General features: G+C 42.0%; 15 protein-coding genes and 1 tRNA gene. 15 read left to right on the top strand and 1 reads right to left on the bottom strand.

Annotation, left to right across the window (positions count from 1 at the left end):
- On the bottom strand, window positions 1–139 hold a 139-nt coding region (locus ACTNES_RS13945), incomplete at its 3' end, for a chorismate synthase (protein ID WP_441039724.1).
- Window positions 140–557: 418 nt separating this feature from the next.
- Between ACTNES_RS13945 and ACTNES_RS13940 the strand changes: the two genes are divergently transcribed.
- From ACTNES_RS13940 to ACTNES_RS13870, 15 genes are all read left to right on the top strand, one after another.
- Complete coding sequence (locus ACTNES_RS13940) at window positions 558–1,499, top strand: magnesium transporter CorA family protein (protein WP_441039721.1); 942 nt, start codon at window positions 558–560, stop codon at window positions 1,497–1,499.
- A gap of 17 nt (window positions 1,500–1,516) precedes the next feature.
- Window positions 1,517–2,389 (top strand): hypothetical protein, encoded by an 873-nt coding sequence (locus ACTNES_RS13935; protein ID WP_441039719.1) that lies wholly within the window; start codon window positions 1,517–1,519, stop codon window positions 2,387–2,389.
- Between the two features lie 17 nt (window positions 2,390–2,406).
- Entirely contained in the window at window positions 2,407–3,687 is a 1,281-nt protein-coding gene (locus tag ACTNES_RS13930; protein ID WP_216460063.1) for a diaminopimelate decarboxylase, read from the top strand.
- Window positions 3,688–3,904: 217 nt separating this feature from the next.
- Entirely contained in the window at window positions 3,905–4,120 is a 216-nt protein-coding gene (locus tag ACTNES_RS13925) for a hypothetical protein (RefSeq protein ID WP_216460064.1), read from the top strand.
- Entirely contained in the window at window positions 4,110–5,675 is a 1,566-nt protein-coding gene (locus tag ACTNES_RS13920; RefSeq protein ID WP_441039717.1) for a glycerophosphodiester phosphodiesterase family protein, read from the top strand. Before ACTNES_RS13925 ends, ACTNES_RS13920 begins: the two co-directional genes overlap by 11 nt.
- Window positions 5,676–5,977: 302 nt before the next feature.
- Window positions 5,978–7,069 (top strand): leucine-rich repeat domain-containing protein, encoded by a 1,092-nt coding sequence (locus ACTNES_RS13915; RefSeq protein ID WP_441039714.1) that lies wholly within the window; start codon window positions 5,978–5,980, stop codon window positions 7,067–7,069.
- 195 nt (window positions 7,070–7,264) lie between these two features.
- Window positions 7,265–7,347: transfer RNA gene (locus tag ACTNES_RS13910), tRNA-Leu, on the top strand.
- 455 nt (window positions 7,348–7,802) lie between these two features.
- Window positions 7,803–8,837, top strand: a complete 1,035-nt coding sequence (locus ACTNES_RS13905; RefSeq protein ID WP_441039713.1) for a glycoside hydrolase family 5 protein — start codon at window positions 7,803–7,805, stop codon at window positions 8,835–8,837.
- Window positions 8,838–8,979: 142 nt separating this feature from the next.
- Entirely contained in the window at window positions 8,980–10,872 is a 1,893-nt protein-coding gene (gene ftsH / locus ACTNES_RS13900; protein WP_291808055.1) for an ATP-dependent zinc metalloprotease FtsH, read from the top strand.
- A 250-nt stretch (window positions 10,873–11,122) separates the two neighbouring features.
- Window positions 11,123–11,470, top strand: a complete 348-nt coding sequence (locus tag ACTNES_RS13895) for an anti-sigma factor family protein (RefSeq protein ID WP_291814742.1) — start codon at window positions 11,123–11,125, stop codon at window positions 11,468–11,470.
- 16 nt (window positions 11,471–11,486) lie between these two features.
- On the top strand, window positions 11,487–14,243 hold the full coding sequence (polA, locus tag ACTNES_RS13890; protein WP_291814744.1) for a DNA polymerase I: 2,757 nt from the start codon (window positions 11,487–11,489) through the stop codon (window positions 14,241–14,243).
- A 133-nt stretch (window positions 14,244–14,376) separates the two neighbouring features.
- Window positions 14,377–14,976, top strand: a complete 600-nt coding sequence (gene coaE, locus ACTNES_RS13885; RefSeq protein WP_441039709.1) for a dephospho-CoA kinase — start codon at window positions 14,377–14,379, stop codon at window positions 14,974–14,976.
- Complete coding sequence (locus tag ACTNES_RS13880) at window positions 14,963–15,757, top strand: MBL fold metallo-hydrolase (RefSeq protein WP_291810778.1); 795 nt, start codon at window positions 14,963–14,965, stop codon at window positions 15,755–15,757. Before coaE ends, ACTNES_RS13880 begins: the two co-directional genes overlap by 14 nt.
- Before the next feature lie 16 nt (window positions 15,758–15,773).
- On the top strand, window positions 15,774–16,046 hold the full coding sequence (locus tag ACTNES_RS13875; protein ID WP_117674729.1) for an ACT domain-containing protein: 273 nt from the start codon (window positions 15,774–15,776) through the stop codon (window positions 16,044–16,046).
- A 163-nt stretch (window positions 16,047–16,209) separates the two neighbouring features.
- A partial coding sequence (locus tag ACTNES_RS13870) for a DUF711 family protein (RefSeq protein ID WP_441039707.1) occupies window positions 16,210–16,537 on the top strand: 328 nt, incomplete at its 3' end.

The raw sequence follows: 16,537 nt of genomic DNA, 5'->3' as shown, positions 1-16,537 counted from the left end.
GGTCAAGAAAAACCTGAATATCTTCTTCACAGAGCGGAAGTCCTGCAGGGCATCCGTCTACTACGGCTCCGAGAGCTTTTCCGTGGGATTCACCCCAGGTAGTTACCTTGAATTTATTTCCAAATGATGACTGACTCATATGATTTATATCCTTTCTTTGTTGATCTATTGTGCTTTGCGGTGTTACTGAGAAGGGAATAAACAGTAACTTTGCTGCTGTTTGCTGCTCTGGCTTTGATTACGGAAATCTTCCTGATATATTAACCAGATCAAGTAAGTCCCCTGCTTCAATTGAGAATATCCGCCTGACTGTAATATAGATGAGAGCTGCAATTTTTATGTAGTGTGTACATGTAGCGGGCACATATATGACTTTATTATAGCGAAGTGTAAAAGTTTTGTAAACCGAAAGTATATGAATTGACAAAAATTCATGTTCAAACTATAATGATTGTTGAGTCTTTGTACAAAAACAGGACATAGTGTAAGCTGTGATACAGGGATGAGGAGCAGCTTATATACGAGGGGAAATCGAGAGAAGAAGGGAAGTGTGGATCGTGGTAAGGATTTTTAAGACAATCGATGGCTCAATCCATGAAATACAGGAACCTCAGGAGGGATGCTGGATTGCACTGACGAATCCTACAGCAACAGAGATTTTTGAAATTTCCGAGCAGTTTGGGATAGAGGTGGACGATTTGCGCGCGCCTTTGGATGAGGAAGAACGTTCCCGTATTGAAGTGGAGGACAATTATACCCTTATCCTTGCAGATGTACCTGCGATTGAAGAACGTAATGAGAAGGACTGGTATGTGACCATCCCTCTTGGTATCATAGTAACTCAGAAGATGATCTTTACAGTCTGTCTGGAGGACACCCAGGTGCTGACCAGATTTATGGAAGGCAGAGTGAGAAACTTCTATACGAATATGAAGACACGTTTCATTCTGCAGATCCTGTACCGTAATGCGAGCATGTATCTGAGATATCTGCGTATTATAGATAAGAAGAGCGAGCAGATAGAGGAGAAACTTCATCTGTCTACAAGAAATCAGGAGCTGATGGAGCTTCTGGAACTGGAGAAATCACTGGTATACTTTACAACCTCTCTGAGGTCAAACGAGATGGTGCTGGAGAAACTGCTGAAGGTTGAGAGCATCAAGAAGTATCCGGAGGACACGGAGCTTCTGGAGGATGTTATCATCGAGAACAAGCAGGCCATCGAGATGGCGAATATCTACAGCGGGATCCTGAGCAGTATGATGGGGACTTTAGCTTCCGTTATTTCAAATAATCTGAACATCGTTATGAAAGTACTGGCAGTCATCACCATTGTCATGAGTATACCGACCATTATTTTCAGTGCTTACGGTATGAACGTAAGTGCTTTGGGAATGCCGTTTTCAAGGACACCGTGGGGATTTTTGATCATTATCATTCTCTCCATTGTGGCAAGTATCATTGCGGCGGTATTTCTTTCCAAGAAGAAATTTTTCTGATTTAGCAAAGGAGACTTATGAAATTTATTGACAAACTGGAACGAAAATTTCACGGACGCGGAATTGAGAATCTTACGATCTATATTATCGTAAGTTATGTGCTGGGATACGCGCTGATGATCCTGAATCCAAGTGTATTAGGTATGTTGACTTTAAATGTTTCCAAGATCCTTCAGGGACAGATATGGAGACTGGTCACATGGGTTATTTATCCGCCGTCTACATCATCTACGCTGTGGTTTGTGATCGCGATTTTGTTCTTTTATTATCCGATCAGTGCATCACTGGAACGTACATGGGGATCATTTAGATTTACCGTGTATATTATATCAGGAATGATTTTTACGGTAATTTCTGCATTTATTTTTTATTTTATTACAAAAGGAGTGTTTGATCCTTTTCTGAATGGAGCACAATTTTCTACGTATTATATCAGTCTGTCTATTTTCCTGGCATATGCGCTGACATATCCGGATATGAGAGTCATGCTGTACTTTGTAATCCCGATCAAGATGAAGTGGATGGCAATCGTATATGCCCTGATCGTGACATATGACATTGTGAGATATGTCATGGGTGGAGCATGGTTTATGGCATTGCCGATCATTGCATCCTTACTGAACTTTATTATCTTCTTCCTGAGCACAAGAAATATCAGCCGATACAATCCGAAGGAAGTCCATCGGAGAAATCAGTTTAAGAGAGCAATGGGAGAAAGCAAGACGGTTCCATTCCCTGGCAGTTCACAGGGAGTGACGAAACATAAATGTGCAGTCTGTGGCCGTACAGAGAAAGATGATCCAAATCTGGAATTCCGTTTCTGTTCCAAATGCAACGGAAACTATGAGTACTGTCAGGATCATTTATATACACATATACACAAGAAGTAAGAGGAGACAAGATTATTATGAAAAAAGTACCATTTGTCACCCTGGAGAAGCTCCAGGAAATCAACGAACAGTTTCCAACCCCTTTCCATCTTTATGATGAAAAAGGCATCCGTGAGAATGCCAAAGCAGTAAAAGAAGCATTTGCATGGAACAAAGGTTTCAAAGAATTCTTCGCTGTAAAGGCAACTCCAAACCCATTCCTGATCAAAATTCTTCAGGAGTATGGATGTGGATGTGACTGCTCTTCCATGACAGAGCTGATGATGTCCAAAGCAATCGGATGCAAAGAAGGAGACATTATGTTCTCTTCCAATGATACACCGGAAGAAGAGTTCAAATATGCAAATGAGATCGGCGGAATCATCAACCTGGATGATATTACTCATATCGAGAGCGTAGAGAGAGCTGTCGGATATATTCCGAAAGTGATCAGCTGCCGTTACAATCCGGGCGGAGTGTTCAAGATCAGCAATGACATCATGGACAACCCAGGAGATGCAAAATATGGTATGACTACCGAGCAGATCTTTGAAGCATTCAAGACTCTGAAAGCGAAAGGTGCCGAGGAATTCGGTATCCATGCATTCCTTGCAAGTAATACAGTGACAAATGAGTACTATCCAATGTTAGCAAAAGAGATGTTTGAACTGGCAGTGAAACTTCAGAAAGAGACAGGCGCTCATGTGAAGTTTATCAACCTTTCCGGTGGTGTCGGAATCGCTTACAAACCAGATCAGACTCCAAACGATATCAGAGAGATCGGTGAAGGTGTCCGCAAAGTTTATGAGGAAGTTCTTGTTCCTGCAGGAATGGGCGATGTTGCGATTTATACAGAGATGGGCCGTTTCATGATGGGACCGTATGGCTGCCTGGTAACAAAGGCAATCCATGAGAAACATACTCACAAAGAGTACATTGGTGTAGATGCGTGTGCAGTTAACCTGATGCGTCCTGCAATGTACGGTGCTTATCATCACATCACTGTTATGGGAAAAGAAGACCAGCCATGCGATCACAAATATGATGTAACTGGATCCCTCTGCGAGAATAATGATAAATTCGCTATTGACCGCTATCTGCCGAAGGTAGATATGGGTGATCTCCTTGTGATCCATGATACAGGAGCTCATGGTTTTGCTATGGGATATAACTATAATGGTAAACTGAAATCTTCTGAGATTCTTCTTCATGAGGATGGAAGCTTCGAGATGATTCGCCGTGCTGAGACACCGAAGGATTATTTCGCAACATTTGACTGCTTCCCGATTTATGAGAAATTACTGGAAGATGTGAAATAGGATGAACTGAATCGAAATGAGAATGGGAGGCGCTGATCTGGGCGTCTTTCATTTTGCGTATCAGAACTTTTCAACAAAATCAGGAGTGCAAGTTCTTTCTGATAAATTGCGTAGCAGTTATTTGGTTATGAGTAAGCCACAAAGCGGATGATTTTATCCGCTTGAGTTATAAAAAAGCAATAAGCATAAGAAGTGAACAGAAAAGAGAAGATTACATATGATTAAATACGAATATGAGACAGGAATGTGTAAACAACTGCATTATAATGGTCTGTGGAGTGTACAGTACGAGGGCGTTCCCGGACATTTTAAGAAAGTAAAAATGGTCTGTCCATGTATTAAAGATGGATGTGATCAGGACTGTGAAGTGTTTAAAAATATACCTGAGATAAAAGCAGTAGATCAGGAATGGCATATGAGAGATGAGATATAAAGTAACTACAGAAAAAAAAGGAAAAACAGACAGATATAGAAACAGACCGGGAAGAATATATGCAGTGCTTGTGTTTATGCTGTTCATAAGCCTGAGTTGTGCTGGATTTTTTTCAAAGAATATATACGCAGCAGACCAGTATCAGATGCAGAAGACATCTGTGGTTATAAAGACAGGTGCGTCTTATACAGCAAAAATATTGAATAATAACAAAAAGGTAAATCTGAAAAATTTTAAATGGAGCAGCAGTAATCTAAAGTACGCGAAAGTTGTAAACGGAAAGATCTATGGTCTGAAACCAGGAACGGCAACGATCACTGCTCAGAAGAATCAGGTGAAATTGTCCTGCGAAGTTTATGTCTGTAATAAAACAGAAGCAGTTCCATTCAGGAAATATAAGAATCAGGTGAAAATAACAGCAGGAAAGACACTTCTTTTAGAACCACAGAAATGTGGAAAAAAGATAACTTACAGTTCTTCAGATAAAGGGGTAGCAACTGTTTCAAAGAAGGGAAAAGTTACTGCAAAGAAAGTCGGAAGTACGAAGATTACCTGTATTTCTTATGGTACAAACAGATACGTTTCAGAGATTGAAGTGGTGGTTACAAAACAGACAGTAACACCAGTGCCATCTGTAACACCAGAAATCACGCCGACATTAGTACCAGAAAAACCGACTCCATCAATTACGCCAGCTCCAGAACCAACACCTACCGATACACCAGCTCCGGAACCATCTGTAACACCGGAGCTCACACCTACAGCAACTCCGGAAAAACCAGATGTCCCGGAAATTACACCGACACCAACACCAGAAGAACCCAAGGATTTTCAGAAACCGCTGGATGGAACAACCTGCTATATTTTGCACAGAGGCGACCAGACTGTGGCACCGGAGAACTCCATGCCTGCTTTTGAGGCAGCAGGACGTGGCGGGGCAGAGTATGTGGAAACAGATGTAAGGGAGACAAAGGATGGTGTGCTGGTACTTTCCCATGATGATTCCCTGCAGCGCATGTGTGGCGAAGACAAGCTGATTTCGGAATTGACTTATGAGGAAGTGAAGCAGTATCCGATCATAAATGGTACAAATGCGTCACAATATCCGGACAATGTAGTTCCAACACTGGAAGAATACCTTGCATGCTGCAATAAATATTCCATGACACCTGTGATTGAGATAAAATCAATTTCCACGGAAGAAGGGATGAGCTCATTTATGCAGCTTCTTTCCAAATCACAGAAAAAGCCGATTCTGATCTGTTTTCGAATAGACACTTTGCGAAAGCTGCGAGAATTAGGGTTTGATGGAAAAATGCAGTGGATTAGGACTGCACGAGTGACAAATACAGTAATTCAGCAATGTAAAAAATATAATCTGGATATAAGCGTCGAGTACTGGAACGTCAGTATGTATGACATTAGCAATGTGCACCAGAATGGCATACGTATTTCTATATGGCTTTGTCAGAATGAAGACATGGTAGATATTTTCAGAAAAATGGGAGCAGATTATATCACATATGAGAAGTGGAATACTGATAATGAGGAATAAAATCTGCAGCCACAAGTTCCAATTTCATTAATGCAGGAAATTTGGAATAAATTTTGGTCTCGTTACTGAGAACAGAATGAATAATAACGTGAATATACGACAGGATTAGCAAAAAATCTAAGTAGACATTTGGCAGAAAAGTAAGTAAAATGCTAACTATAAGAGATAACTTTGGTCCTTTGCTTAACCAAACTGCGGAACGGTTATTTGGTTATAAGCAGGCAGCAGATTGGATGATTTTATCTGTTTGACTTGTGAAATGCAGTGGGCAGGGACTAAGAGTAAAAGAGGAGGAGAGATTGATGAAGAAAATGGCAGCGATCATGCTGGCAGGTGTGCTGGCAGCTGGATCATTCAGTACAGTCAGCGCAGCAGAATTTTCCGACGGAGCAGGTGCACAGAGTAATGCATATTTTGCGGACAATTTCGAATATTCCTGGTCTGCGGGAGAGGATGAATCCACAGATACAGATGAGAAACAAAGTATCAGCGCCAATGACAGTGTTGTAGAAGGCCTGGATAAGCCTCTAACTTTTTATCCCAATACCTATTACAAATTCAATGTAATCGGTGCAGGAACGCAGAATACAAATCCTGTGGAGGGAGATATCAAGTGGACACCGGTATATTGGAGCCTGTCCATCAAACCACAGGAGAGTGATATCCACAGAAAATGGGAAATCGGTTCAGCAAGCGGAATTTATACAAAGGTAGAGCGTGTGTATGACATGTATATATTTTTCCAGAGGGAGGAATATATTGAGAATGCATGGGTACAAAATGATATCATACAGCCTGTGAGATATCAGTTCAATGCAGCACCATTAACTGCTGAAGACAATAAGAATGTTTATTATACAGGTGGTCTCGGCTATAAGATTTTAAATGCAAACGAAGTGAGTGTTACAAGTCTTGCAGCGACATTTAATATCATACAGATTCCGGCAACGGTTATTATTAATGATAAGGTTTACAAAGTAACTACGATCGATCAGAATGCATTTAAGGGAAATAAAGAAATCACAGATGCTATTTTCGGAAGCAACATAACTACTATCGGAAAGTATTCCTTTTATCAGTGCACGAACCTGCGAACCATAAGGTTCGGCTCAAAAGTAACCCGAATTGGCAGTAATGCGTTTGCTCAGTGCCCGAAACTGAAAAACTTTACACTTCCTGCAAGTATCAAACACATTGATGCTTATGCATTTGCCCAGTGTCCGGCAGTTAAGATCATTAAGATTAATGGTTCCTCATTGGAATACATTGGAAAGAAAGCATTTGCGGCCAACAAAACAGTAACGTTGAGACTCCCAAAGAAATCATTTACCAAGTATCGGAAACTGCTGAAAGCAAGTGGTGTATATTCTAAAACAACATTTGTAAAATTCTAGAGAGTGTTTGAAAGACTGGCAGAACCTGGATATTTCACACAAACCAACAGGCGCTGCCAGTTTTTGCTGGATGAATAAGTATTTTGTTTCAATACATATAGAGATATCCGTTTACTCATCTAAAAAATTCAATGGAAAATTGCAAAACACCCTTGCCATATTTTGAAAGTTATGCTAATATAATATTTGTTTCGTGCCGGCATGTCGGAATGGCAGACGAGGCAGACTCAAAATCTGTTGTGGGCAACCACGTGTGGGTTCAAGTCCCACTGCCGGCAGTAAAAAGAGAGACTCTGTTCAATAAAAAGAACAGAGCTTTTTATTATGCCTGTTTCTGCTGTCTGCTTTGCTGCCGGTTTCAGCATATGCAAAAGAATCATAGTCGGAAACTGTCAAAGTAGGATGGCTTACACAAAACCAGACAGATGTAATCCTGCTGGCTGGATGTCTGAGAAATAAGAATCTGCTGGAAACAGTACATATATTAAGAAAGCTGTCAGAGAAAGCAGTACAGTACTTGAGAGAACATTGAGGGGATTATTTGCTGCCGAAGAAAGATCTGTAAAAATTATGAAAAATAAATAAAGAAATACTTAAAAGCTCTGTTGGAAGAAATGGTTTTCGACAGGGCTTTTATTGTTAAAACTTTTATCAGTATGAAAGTTGCTGTTTTCGTGATATATTTATAGTAGAAAGAAAAATAAAAGTAAGGAAGAAAGGAAAAGGTAAAAGTATGAAGAAAGGAACGTTACAAAGGAAGTCAAAATCTGGCAGATACACAATCCTCAAGAAGATAATGGTCAGTATTCTGATATGCTGTCTGCTTCTGCAACTGCCGGTATTTCCGGCATATGCTGTCAGTTCCACACCGCTGCAGACAAATGGTCAGCTAAAAGTAAAAGGTACAAAAATCGTAAATTCCAGCGGAAAGACGGTTATCCTGAAAGGGGTAAGCACCCATGGTATCAATTGGTTTCCGCAGTATGTCAATAAGTCTGCATTCAAAACCCTGCGTGACCAGTGGGGTGTGAACTGTATCAGACTTGCCATGTATGCAGAAGAGTACAATGGCTATTGCTCTGGTGACAATCAGAGTGAGTTAAAGAAAATCATAGACAATGGCGTAAAATATGCCACAGAGCTGGGAATGTACGTGATCATTGACTGGCATATTCTCAGTGATGGAAATCCAAAGAAGAACCAGAAACAGGCGGTAGCATTTTTTAAAGAAATGGCAAAGAAATATAAAAATCAGAAAAATATTTTTTATGAAATATGCAACGAACCAAATGGGAATACTTCATGGAAGACCATCAAAAGTTATGCCACTGCAGTGATAAAAGCAATCCGTGCTTATGACAAGAAGAATATCATTCTGGTAGGAACTCCTACCTGGTCACAGGACGTAGATATTGTTGCGGACAATCCGATCACAGGCTATTCGAACATTATGTATACGTTTCATTTCTACGCAGCAACACACAAAGATTATTACAGAACCAAAGTTCAGAATGCTATTAATAAAGGTCTGCCTGTTTGTGTAAGTGAATTCGGTATTTCTGAGAGTTCAGGAAATGGCAGTATCGACAAGAAAGAAGCAAATACCTGGATCCAGTTCCTGAAGAAAAACAAGATCAGTTATGTGTGCTGGGATCTCAGTAACAAGAATGAAAGCTGTTCCCTGCTCAAAAGCAGCAGCACCAGAACCGGGAACTTCAAGACTTCAGATCTTTCCGCCGCAGGTAAATGGTATAAATCCGTAAAATAGTCTTTCGGAGTGTTGAACGCAGAATATTATAAAAAAAATCTGTTAATTCTTAAATGTTTGTGAAATTTATCCGGCCTTTATTGAAAAACAAAGAAATAAGTGATAAGGTACATTTTAACAAAACGAATGGAGGAAAAAGCCGATGAACCTTGATAATAAAAAACCAGGCAGAAAACCGCTTTATGTATATTATATCATCGCGGCAGTTATTATCATTCTTCTGAACGTGCTGTTACTTCCTGCAATTGAGGGACGAAAGGTACAGACAACAGAGTACAGTGTCTTCCTTACAGGAGTAGAGAAGGGATACGTTAAGACAGTAGAAATTCAGGATGATTATATTTATTACGTAGCAGAGAGTGACGGACAGGAAGGTTATTTCAGAACCGTTAAAGTAAGTGACCCTGACCTTGTAGACCGTTTACATGACGCAAATGTGAAATTCGGCGCAGCAGCACCGCAGCAGACATCCATCTGGATCAGCCTGATCGCGGGATATGTACTGCCAATCGCTATCTTTATTCTTCTTGGAAGATGGCTCAGCAAGAAGATGATGAGTTCCATAGGCGGCGGCCCTGGCGGAACAATGTCCTTTGGTAAAAGCAATGCCAAAGTATATGTAAAATCTTCCACAGGAATCAAATTTACAGACGTAGCAGGAGAGGATGAAGCCAAGGAGCTTCTGACAGAGATCGTAGGCTATCTTCATAACCCGCAGAAATACAGAGAGATCGGTGCATCTATGCCGAAAGGAGCCCTTCTTGTAGGCCCTCCTGGAACAGGTAAAACTCTTCTGGCAAAAGCAGTAGCCGGTGAAGCAGAAGTTCCGTTCTTCTCCATTTCCGGTTCTGAGTTCGTAGAGATGTTTGTAGGTATGGGTGCTGCCAAGGTGCGTGACCTCTTCAAACAGGCAAATGAGAAAGCACCATGTATTGTGTTTATCGATGAGATCGATACGATTGGTAAGAAACGTGACGGTGCCGGATTTACAGGCGGCAACGATGAACGTGAACAGACCCTGAACCAGTTACTTACAGAAATGGATGGCTTTGACGGATCCAAGGGCGTTGTAATCCTGGCAGCAACAAACAGACCAGATTCCCTTGATCCTGCACTTCTTCGTCCGGGACGTTTCGACAGACGTATTCCTGTAGAACTTCCAGACTTAAAAGGACGTGAAGAGATCCTTAAAGTTCATGCAAAGAAGATTAAGATTGCTGATTCCGTACGCTTTGATGAGATTGCTAAAGCAGCAGCCGGAGCTTCCGGTGCAGAGCTTGCGAACATCGTCAATGAAGCAGCACTGCGTGCAGTACGTGAGGGCAGAAAATTTGCCACACAGGCAGACTTTGAAGAGAGCATCGAGGTAGTTATCGCCGGATATCAGAAGAAGAACCGTGTTCTTTCCAATAAGGAAAAACTGATCGTTTCCTACCATGAGATCGGACATGCATTGGTTGCCGCAAAGCAGACCGAGTCTGCACCGGTTCACAAGATTACGATCATTCCTCGTACATCCGGTGCGCTTGGTTACACTATGCAGGTAGATGACGGAGATCATTACCTGATGACAAAAGAGGAACTGGAGAACAAGATCGCAACTTTTACAGGCGGACGTGCTGCAGAGGAATTGATCTTCCATTCCATCACAACCGGAGCCTCCAACGATATTGAACAGGCGACCAAGCTTGCAAGAGCGATGATCACCAGATATGGTATGAGTGAAGACTTTGACATGGTTGCCATGGAGAACGTGACAAACCAGTATCTGGGCGGAGATTCCAGCCTGAGCTGTTCTTTCGAGACACAGACACTTCTGGACAAGAAAGTTGTGGAACTTGTCAAGATGGAACATCAGAAAGCACTGAAGATCTTGCAGGACAATATCGGAAAGCTTCATGAACTTGCCAAATATCTCTATGAACATGAGACAATTACAGGCGAGGAATTTATGAAGATCCTGGAAGCACCTGTACAGGTTCCGAATGCCAATGTGGAAGCAGAGGCAGATACAACAGCAGAAACAGTTGAATAATTAAATAGAATAAATACAAAAGAAAAGCAGCAGAAGTCGAGTTATGGATTTTTGCTGCTTTTTACGGTTATTCCTGCGTTATTGTTCACATACCACTATCTCGCGAAGCGTGTTACTGGGCGCAACGCTTTTTCTTGCCATTTGAGTGTGGTTCGGGTATAATTCGTAATAGTGAGCATCAATAAAAGCGGTTACTTTTTTCGGACAGTAAACGCAGAGTACTTGTTACAGAAGAAAGAAGGGATTTGATATGGATTGCCGTACTGCAGAAGGAATGGTAAGCAGTTATATTGAGCATAAGCTTCCTGTAAATGAACTGGAGGAGTTCCTGGATCATGTGGAGAGTTGCTCTTCCTGCTATGATGAGCTGGAAACTTATTTCATTGTTCATGAGGTGACGCAGCAGTTGGACGACAGCAGCAGCAACTCTGTTCTCAATTTCAAGAATCTGCTGGAACAGGATATCCGGAAATCCAGAAGATACATCCGAAAAAAGAAGCTGAGCTGGTTTCTGCTTGGAGCGAGTATATGTCTCCTGATCGCAGTTCTGGCGGCAATTCTCGTTTATGTAATGATGGAAACGGTGCATATTTTATAAGATACTGGAGGAATTTATGAGCGAAAAAATATTACTGATCGACGGACATAGCATTCTGAACAGGGCTTTTTACGGTCTGCCTGATCTTACAAATTCAGAAGGAAAGCATACAGGAGCAGTCTATGGGTTCCTGAATATTCTTTTCCGTACAATTGAAGAGGAGAAGCCCCAGTATCTGACCGTGGCATTCGACCTGAAAGCGCCGACTTTCCGCCATAAGATGTTTGAGGCGTATAAAGGGACACGTAAGCCGATGCCTGAGGAACTGAGAGCGCAGGTACCACTGATCAAGGAAGTTCTTACTGCAATGGGCGTAAACATTATAAGCAAAGAAGGCTATGAAGCCGATGATATCCTCGGAACACTGGCAAAGAAGAGCGAAGCGGCAGGAATGGAGGCAACGATCCTTTCCGGTGACAGAGATTTGCTTCAGCTTGCGACAGAGAAGATATTGATTCGTCTGCCAAAGACTGTAAGAGGAAAGACTACGATCGAGGATTACCATGCACAGCAGGTAATCGAGAAATATCAGGTCACACCGCCACAGATCATTGAATTAAAAGCGCTGATGGGTGACAGCGCAGATAATATTCCGGGAATTCCAGGTGTAGGAGAGAAGACTGCTACGAAGATTATTGTGGAATATGGAAGTATTGAGAATGCACATGAACATCTGGAAGAGCTGAAGCCAAACAGAGCCAGAGAATCCATGAGAGAGCATTATGATATGGCGCAGATGAGTAAGGCGTTGGCTACTATCTGTACAGACAGCCCGATTGAATTCTCTTATGAAGATGCAAAGCTCGGAAATCTTTATACGAAAGAGGCTTTTCTGCTCTGCAGACAGCTGGAATTTAAGAACCTGCTTGGACGCTTCGATTCTGAGGCTGTACAGGAAGATACGCTGGAACAGGAATTTTTCACATGTGCGGATCTGGCAGGATGTGAAAACCTGTTTGAGAAAGCAGAAGCTGCGAAAGCGGCAGGCGTTTCCCTGATCGCAGAGAATGGACAGGTATATGGTGCAGGACTGGCATTAAGTGAAGAAGAGATTTATTATATTCCTGTAGAGGGAATGATCACCGAAAGCTATCTCTGTGGAAAGTTGGAGACACTTTTCCATAAAGTATCTGAATATAATGAGAAGAATCATGTAAGAGGTACCGCAGAAGATGGCGCGAATGTTATAGAAAATAACGATGCGAACAGTATGGAAAATGGTATGGTAAGTGAAATGGAAAGTCATGTAATCTGCGCACTTGATGTAAAATCCATACTTAAGCATATTACATTTGATGATCCGAATGCAGTATTTGATGCAGGAGTAGCGGCATATCTTCTGAATCCTCTGAAATCTGTTTACACCTATGATGATATGGCAAAGGAATACCTGAACGGACGTATGCTGCCTACAAGAGAAGAACTTCTTGGAAAGAAAACAGTAGAGAAAGCCTGGGAAGAAGGCGCAGAGGGACTTACATCCTGGGCGTGTTATATGGCATACACAGCACTTGCATGCCGGACTCCAATGTGTGACGCATTAAAAGAGACTGGTATGTGGAACGTGTATACACAGATTGAACTTCCATTGATCTTTACTCTGGACTCCATGGAAAAATGGGGAATCAGTGTAAAGGGTGAGGAACTGAAGAACTATGGCGAGAAGCTAAATGTCCGTATTGAAGAACTGGAGAAGCTGATCTGGCAGCAGGCAGGAGAGGAGTTTAATATCAATTCTCCGAAACAAATGGGTGTGATTCTGTTTGAAAAACTTGGGCTTAAAGGCGGAAAGAAAACAAAGACTGGTTATTCTACAGCAGCAGATATTCTCGAGAAGCTTGCACCGGAGTATCCGATCGTAAAGGATATTCTGGAATATCGTCAGCTTGCGAAACTGAAATCTACCTATGCAGATGGTCTGGCAAATGTGATAGCTGCAGATGGCAGGATCCATTCCACCTTTAATCAGACGATCACTGCAACGGGAAGAATCAGCAGTACAGAGCCGAACCTGCAGAATATTCCGATACGAATGGAACTGGGACGCCTGATCCGTAAAGTATTTGTGCCTGAGGACGGTTATGTATTCCTGGATGCGGACTATTCTCAGATTGAACTTCGTGTTCTTGCACATATGTCAGGAGATGAGAAGCTGATCCAGGCATATAAAGAAGCACAGGATATCCACAGACATACGGCATCTGAAGTATTTCACGTGCCGTTTGATCAGGTAACAGACCTGCAACGAAGAAATGCTAAGGCAGTAAACTTTGGAATCGTATACGGGATCAGTTCATTTGGACTGAGTCAGGATTTAAGTATTACAAGAAAAGAAGCCGCAGAGTATATTGAGAGATATTTTGAATCTTACCCGAGGATCAAGGGATTCCTTGATGGACTGGTAGAAGAGGGAAAAGAAAAGGGCTATGTGACTACTATGTTTGGCAGACGCAGACCGATCCCGGAATTGAAATCCAGCAATTTCATGCAGAGATCCTTTGGTGAACGAGTAGCCATGAACTCTCCGATCCAGGGAACTGCAGCAGACATCATTAAGATTGCCATGAACCGTGTATACAGACGACTGAAAGACGAGAATCTGAAATCCCGTCTGGTACTTCAGGTACATGATGAGCTTCTGATAGAGACTTATAAAGAGGAAATTCCGCAGGTATCTGCGATTCTTGAGGAAGAGATGAAAGGTGCTGCGAAGCTTGCTGTAGAGCTGGATGTAGATATGCATCAGGGAAATAACTGGTACGAAGCGAAGTAGTGATAAAATATAAATGAAATCTGGTACATCAGATAAAATGAATAAAATACGTCTGCTGTTTTAACTGAATACGGATTATGAGTATCCGACTGATCTGTAAAAGCAGTGGACATAATAAAGATAAGAGGCAGAAATGATTACAATAGGGATCTCCGGTGGAGTAGGCGCCGGAAAGAGTACAGTGCTTGATTTTCTGGAAGAAAAGTATCAGGCATATGTAATGAAAGCGGATGAGATCGGGCATCTGGTGATGGAACCGGGGCAGCCCTGTTACGAACCCGTGATCGGATTATTTGGAAAACAAGTGATAAAAAATGATAAAACTATTGACCGCAGACAGGTTTCGGATGTAGTATTTTCACATCCGGGTATGCTGGAGAAATTAAATCAGATCATTCATCCTGCTGTAAAACAGTATATCAGGGATCAGTTAGCGGTAAAGAAACAGCAGGGACAGAAGGTATGTGTGGTGGAAGCTGCACTTCTTCTGGAGGATCATTATCAGGAGTTCTGTGATACAATATGGTATATCCACACGGATGAAGAAATCCGTATCCAGAGACTGATGGAGAATCGCGGTTATACCAGAGAGAAATCAGCCAGTATCATTGCCAGTCAGGCACCGGAGTCATTTTTCCGGACAAATGCAGACTACGTTGTGGTAAATAACGGAGATTTTGCAGAGACAAGGCAGCAGATCGAGGAAGGAATCAGAAAATATGAGACTTTGTAGCATTGCCAGCGGAAGCAGTGGAAACTGTATTTACGTGGGTTCAGACAACGCCCATCTTCTGGTGGATGTGGGCATCAGCGGGAAACGAGTGGAACAGGGATTAAATTCTCTGGATTTGACAGGAAAAGATATTGATGGTATTTTGATTACACATGAACATTCAGATCATATCAAAGGTCTGGGAGTGATCGCGAGAAAGCATCATATCCCGGTTTATGCAACCGGGGGGACAGTGGATGCCTTGTCCAGGATGAATCTGGGTAAGATGCCAGAGGGGATTTTTCATGAAATCCGTGAAGACGAGCCTTTTGAGATTAAAGACCTGACAGTGAATCCGTTTACCATTCCCCATGATGCAGCACAGCCGGTTGGGTATCGCGTGGAATGCGGGGAACAATCTGTAGGGATTGCTACAGACCTTGGAAAATATAATGAATACATAGTTGAGAATCTGCAGGATCTGGATGCGCTTCTTCTGGAAGCAAATCATGACATCCGTATGCTGCAGGTTGGAAAATATCCGTATTACCTGAAACAGAGAATCCTTGGAGACAGAGGTCATCTTTCCAATGAGAATGCAGGCAGACTTTTATGCAGACTGCTGCATGACAATATGAAAGCCATTTTCCTGGGACATCTCAGCAGGGAGAATAACTATGAAGAACTGGCATACGAAACTGTTTGCTCAGAAGTAACCTTAGGTGACAACCCTTATAAGTCCCGGGACTTTAAGATTCAGGTGGCGAAGAGGGATTGCTTATCAGAAGTAATTACAGTGTAGAAAGGACAAAGAATTTATGAAAAAGACAATCATCACAGTAGTAGGAAACGACACCGTAGGAATTATCGCGAAAGTTTGTACTTATCTTGCAGACAACAATGTAAACATTCTTGATATCTCTCAGACCATCGTACAGGGATACTTTAACATGATGATGGTAACAGATGCCAGCAAATGTGAGAAAGATAATGGAGTTCTTGCAAAAGAACTGGAAGCCCTTGGAGATCAGATCGGCGTAGTGATCCGCTGCCAGCATGAAGACATCTTCAATGTAATGCACAGAATCTGATAAAATCAGATAAGTCGCCGAAGACTTGCCTGTATCAGAAAGAGTTACTCTCTTTCTGGTAAACTGCGAAGCAGTTATTTTGTGTAGAGCTGTGTGGCGAAGTGGACTGCGAATTTCAGCTGCTTCGTAACTCTGAGAAAACATACAAGGGAGAAAAACTAAAATGATCAATATTTTTGAAGTAAATGAAACGAATAAAATGATCGAGCACGAGAACCTGGATGTGCGTACCATTACTATGGGAATCAGTCTTCTGGACTGCATTGACAGTGATCTCGAGACATTAAATAAAAAAGTTTATGACAAGATCACAACTTGCGCAAAGGATCTGGTATCTACAGGTGAAGCGATTTCCACTGAATATGGAATCCCGATCGTAAATAAGAGAATTTCTGTAACTCCGATCGCACTGATCGGTGGTGCTGCATGTAAGACTGCTGAAGACTTTGTAACAATCGCTGAGACACTGGACAGAGCTGCCAAGACTGTTG

The organism is Blautia sp. HCP3S3_D9 (genome assembly GCF_052063845.1).
In the GTDB taxonomy this organism is placed as follows: Bacteria; Bacillota; Clostridia; order Lachnospirales; family Lachnospiraceae; genus Blautia_A.
The sequence above is the reverse complement of the archived record's forward strand: the minus strand, read 5'-3'. Positions and strand labels throughout refer to the sequence as shown.

What these genes read in the sequence shown, in the direction of transcription:
- ACTNES_RS13935 (WP_441039719.1), top strand. Translation starts at nt 1,517, where the DNA reads ATGAAATTTATTGACAAACTGGAACGAAAATTTCACGGACGCGGAATT.
- ACTNES_RS13930 (WP_216460063.1), top strand. Translation starts at nt 2,407, where the DNA reads ATGAAAAAAGTACCATTTGTCACCCTGGAGAAGCTCCAGGAAATCAAC.
- ACTNES_RS13925 (WP_216460064.1), top strand. Translation starts at nt 3,905, where the DNA reads ATGATTAAATACGAATATGAGACAGGAATGTGTAAACAACTGCATTAT.
- ACTNES_RS13920 (WP_441039717.1), top strand. Translation starts at nt 4,110, where the DNA reads ATGAGATATAAAGTAACTACAGAAAAAAAAGGAAAAACAGACAGATAT.
- ACTNES_RS13915 (WP_441039714.1), top strand. Translation starts at nt 5,978, where the DNA reads ATGAAGAAAATGGCAGCGATCATGCTGGCAGGTGTGCTGGCAGCTGGA.
- ACTNES_RS13905 (WP_441039713.1), top strand. Translation starts at nt 7,803, where the DNA reads ATGAAGAAAGGAACGTTACAAAGGAAGTCAAAATCTGGCAGATACACA.
- ftsH (WP_291808055.1), top strand. Translation starts at nt 8,980, where the DNA reads ATGAACCTTGATAATAAAAAACCAGGCAGAAAACCGCTTTATGTATAT.
- ACTNES_RS13895 (WP_291814742.1), top strand. Translation starts at nt 11,123, where the DNA reads ATGGATTGCCGTACTGCAGAAGGAATGGTAAGCAGTTATATTGAGCAT.
- polA (WP_291814744.1), top strand. Translation starts at nt 11,487, where the DNA reads ATGAGCGAAAAAATATTACTGATCGACGGACATAGCATTCTGAACAGG.
- coaE (WP_441039709.1), top strand. Translation starts at nt 14,377, where the DNA reads ATGATTACAATAGGGATCTCCGGTGGAGTAGGCGCCGGAAAGAGTACA.
- ACTNES_RS13880 (WP_291810778.1), top strand. Translation starts at nt 14,963, where the DNA reads ATGAGACTTTGTAGCATTGCCAGCGGAAGCAGTGGAAACTGTATTTAC.
- ACTNES_RS13875 (WP_117674729.1), top strand. Translation starts at nt 15,774, where the DNA reads ATGAAAAAGACAATCATCACAGTAGTAGGAAACGACACCGTAGGAATT.